Genomic DNA, 2,991 nt, shown 5'->3' on the forward strand with positions numbered 1-2,991 from the left:
TAGAGATCAACATCGGCATCAGTGGCGTGATTCATGAATGATGGGCCGGACGCCGCTATGCCGGAAGATTTGAACCAATAGGAAGGGTGTAGGATGGCCGGAAAAGGGTTTTTCTACAGCCTCGTTACGTGTTAAGGAGCTACCGTTGCAGTACCGATCAATGACGATCAAGGACTACGAAGACGTAGTCCAATTATGGAGCGAAATGGAAGGCGTCAAGCTGTGTGAGGCTGACTCCTTAGCGGGTATCGATAAATACCTTCGGAGGAATCCGGGTCTCAGCTTTGTAGCCACAGACGCCGAGAAAGTGATTGGCACGATTATGGCGGGACATGACGGAAAGCGTGGGTATATCCAGCATTTGGCCGTGGCGGATCAATTCCGAAGAGAAGGCGTTGCATCTCAGCTCGTATCGATGTGCCTGGAATCGTTAAAGGCCGAGGGAATATTGAAGTCGCATGTGATGATTCTAAGCTCCAATGAACTCGCTAAGCGGTTTTGGCGCAACCTGGGCTGGGAGCCGCGTTCTGATATTGAGCTTTACTCATATATCAATGGCAGCGGCCAGAACACGTAACAAATACATAAAGTACGCGCCTTCGGCGCCGGACGCGGCTACGCCGTGCCGCCTATGAAAGGGCGTTGGGCGTCGCAGACCGGAGGTAAGTTATGCCAGTTCTCTCAAAAGGAAGGTTAAAGATCGACTACACGGACGATGGGCAGGGGCCGGTCGTCGTACTGGTCCATAGTTCCGTCAGCGCCAATCGGCAATGGCGTGCACTCACCGAAGCTCTGAAGGATCGCTACCGAGTCCTGGCGGTCAATCTATTCGGCTACGGAGAGACGACCGCCTGGCCAGGAACGTCTCCGCAATCCTTGTATGCACAGGCCCAACTAGTTCTGGCCTTGAGCGAGGAAGTAGCGAGTCCCATCCACTTGGTCGGGCACTCCTTCGGTGGCTCTGTGGCGTTGAAGGCCGCCATGCTGCTTGGGCCACGGGTTGGCAGCCTTGTTCTCTTCGAACCGAACCCGTTTTATTTACTCAAGCAGAATGGTCGAACGCGAGCATTCCTCGAATCATGCGCTCTGCGAGATCATGTGAAATACTTTGGCGCATTGGGAGATTGGTCAAGCGTGGCGGAACGCTTTGCCGACTACTGGCTAGGTGACGGAGCATGGAGTGCAATGCCAGAGAAGCGGCGGGTCGCCTTCGCCGAAGCGTTGCCGCCTAATTTTTTCGAATGGGATGCCGTGATGCAAGAGGAGACCACGGTTGAGGAATGGAAAAGCCTAACTGCGAGAACATTATTGGTCAGCGATCAGGCGACCCGATTACCCATGCGGGGGATCGTCGATATCTTTGCCGAGGCCTGTCCTCACTGGTCTTTCCACTCCGTGGGCGAGGGAGGCCATATGGCGCCGCTCACCCATCCAGATTTGGTCAATCCGATCGTTCGTGAATTCCTTGACGCCGGTTATGCATGATCCAGATTCGACACTCAACAAACCATTCGGGGGACCTTCGAAACCGGCGCTGCGCTTGCTTTCGCTGGCCTCTGATGGCCGGCGTGGGGCGTCGAGTAGAACAAGCATTGGGCTATTGATATGAGACAACGGATCGGTTTCTGCACCACGACGGATGATGTGCGCATCGCCTACGCAACTGCCGGGCGGGGTAGGCCGTTGCTGCGCGTGGGCGGTTGGATGACTCATATCGAGCATGATTGGGACAGCCCGATATGGCGGCACTGGCTGCGAGAGTTGACGCGCGATCATACGCTGGCGCGTTTTGACATTCGCGGTTCCGGCCTGTCCGACAGGGACGTGAATGGGCAGACACTGGAAGCTTGGGTGCGCGACGTGGAGGCCGTGGTGGACAGCCTGGGCTGGCGACGTTTCCCGATTCTGGGCGTATGCCAGGGAGCGGCGATTGCCGTGACTTATGCACTGCGGCACCCGGAGCGAGTCAGCCACCTGATTCTTTACAACGCCTACTCATGCGGTGCGTTTTCTGAGGGCATGTCGAAATACCGGGTTGAGGAAGCCGAAACCCTGGCTCGCATGATCGAGATCGGCTGGGGCCGCAAAACCGGTGCCTTCCGAGAAGTCTTTGCCCGCCTGCTGTCGCCCTCCGATGCCCCGGATCAGATTACCTGGTGGGACGATCTTCAGCGCCTGACGGCAGACCGGTCGACCGCTGCCGGGCTTTGGCGTGGCTTTCATGAGATTGATATTCGCAGCCAGTTGCCCAAGTTGCAGACACCCACCCTGGCCGCGCATGTCAAAGCCGATAACATGGTGCCCTTTGAGGCCGGGCGGGATCTGGCTAGCCGGATTCCCGACTGTCGATTTTTACCGCTTGAGGGCCGCAATCATATCCTGCAGCCTCACGATCCGGGCTGGCGACCGTTCATCAGGGAAATCCGGCGTTTTCTCGATGACAACCCACAAAGGGGCGTGATCCAACCTTCCCTCTTCCATGAGCTCACTCGCCGCGAGTGTGAGGTGCTGGAGCAGGTTGCCCGCGGGTGCTCGAACACCCATATCGCCGACACCTTGTCGTTGGCGCCCAAAACCGTGCGCAATCACGTCAGCAGCATCTGCGGCAAGCTGGCGATCTCAACCCGCTCGGAACTGGTGGTCGAAGCCCGTAATGCGGGTTTTGGCGACGAATGAGTTGCTGACCTTCCCTCCCCCCGGGACAGTCGTCCCGGTTTTCCTGATATTCATGACCTTCCCCGGGACATCTGCCTCATGTGCAGCGTGGTTTCGTTTCGTAGGCTGAACCTACGACATGCTAAGCAGCACAGGAGGCGGAATCATGTCAGTCGCAGAGAAAACATCTTCGTTCACAGAGCGCCAGGTGAAGTGGTCCAATTGGAGCGGACACCCCGATAAGCCTCATAATGGAGGCAGTGGAGGTGTTCATGACCAAGAAGACTCGACGTCGGTTTTCCGATGAATTCAAGGCGGATGCGGTGAGCCTGGTGA

Annotated in this window: 3 protein-coding genes; all 3 read left to right on the top strand. The window is 56.9% G+C overall.

What is annotated here, in order from left to right; genetic code table 11:
• Nucleotides 1–160 precede the first annotated feature (160 nt).
• A complete protein-coding gene (locus GFD32_RS11745) occupies nt 161–577 on the top strand; it encodes a GNAT family N-acetyltransferase (protein ID WP_240455633.1) in 417 nt (138 codons plus the stop codon).
• A gap of 92 nt (nt 578–669) precedes the next feature.
• The gene (locus tag GFD32_RS11750; protein WP_163576812.1) at nt 670–1,485 is read left to right on the top strand and encodes an alpha/beta fold hydrolase; all 816 of its coding nucleotides are present in this window, start codon (nt 670–672) and stop codon (nt 1,483–1,485) included.
• A 120-nt stretch (nt 1,486–1,605) separates the two neighbouring features.
• Nucleotides 1,606–2,676: an alpha/beta fold hydrolase gene (locus GFD32_RS11755; protein WP_205599116.1), complete on the top strand. Its 1,071-nt coding sequence runs from the start codon at nt 1,606–1,608 to the stop codon at nt 2,674–2,676.
• Nucleotides 2,677–2,991: the final 315 nt, after the last annotated feature.

It is taken from the genome of Halomonas faecis (assembly GCF_010993975.1).
Classification (GTDB): Bacteria; Pseudomonadota; Gammaproteobacteria; order Pseudomonadales; family Halomonadaceae; genus Halomonas; species Halomonas faecis.

Coding starts and splice junctions, on each gene's coding strand:
- GFD32_RS11750 (WP_163576812.1), top strand. CDS start 670: ATGCCAGTTCTCTCAAAAGGAAGGTTAAAGATCGACTACACGGACGAT.
- GFD32_RS11755 (WP_205599116.1), top strand. CDS start 1,606: ATGAGACAACGGATCGGTTTCTGCACCACGACGGATGATGTGCGCATC.
- GFD32_RS11745 (WP_240455633.1), top strand. CDS start 161: ATGACGATCAAGGACTACGAAGACGTAGTCCAATTATGGAGCGAAATG.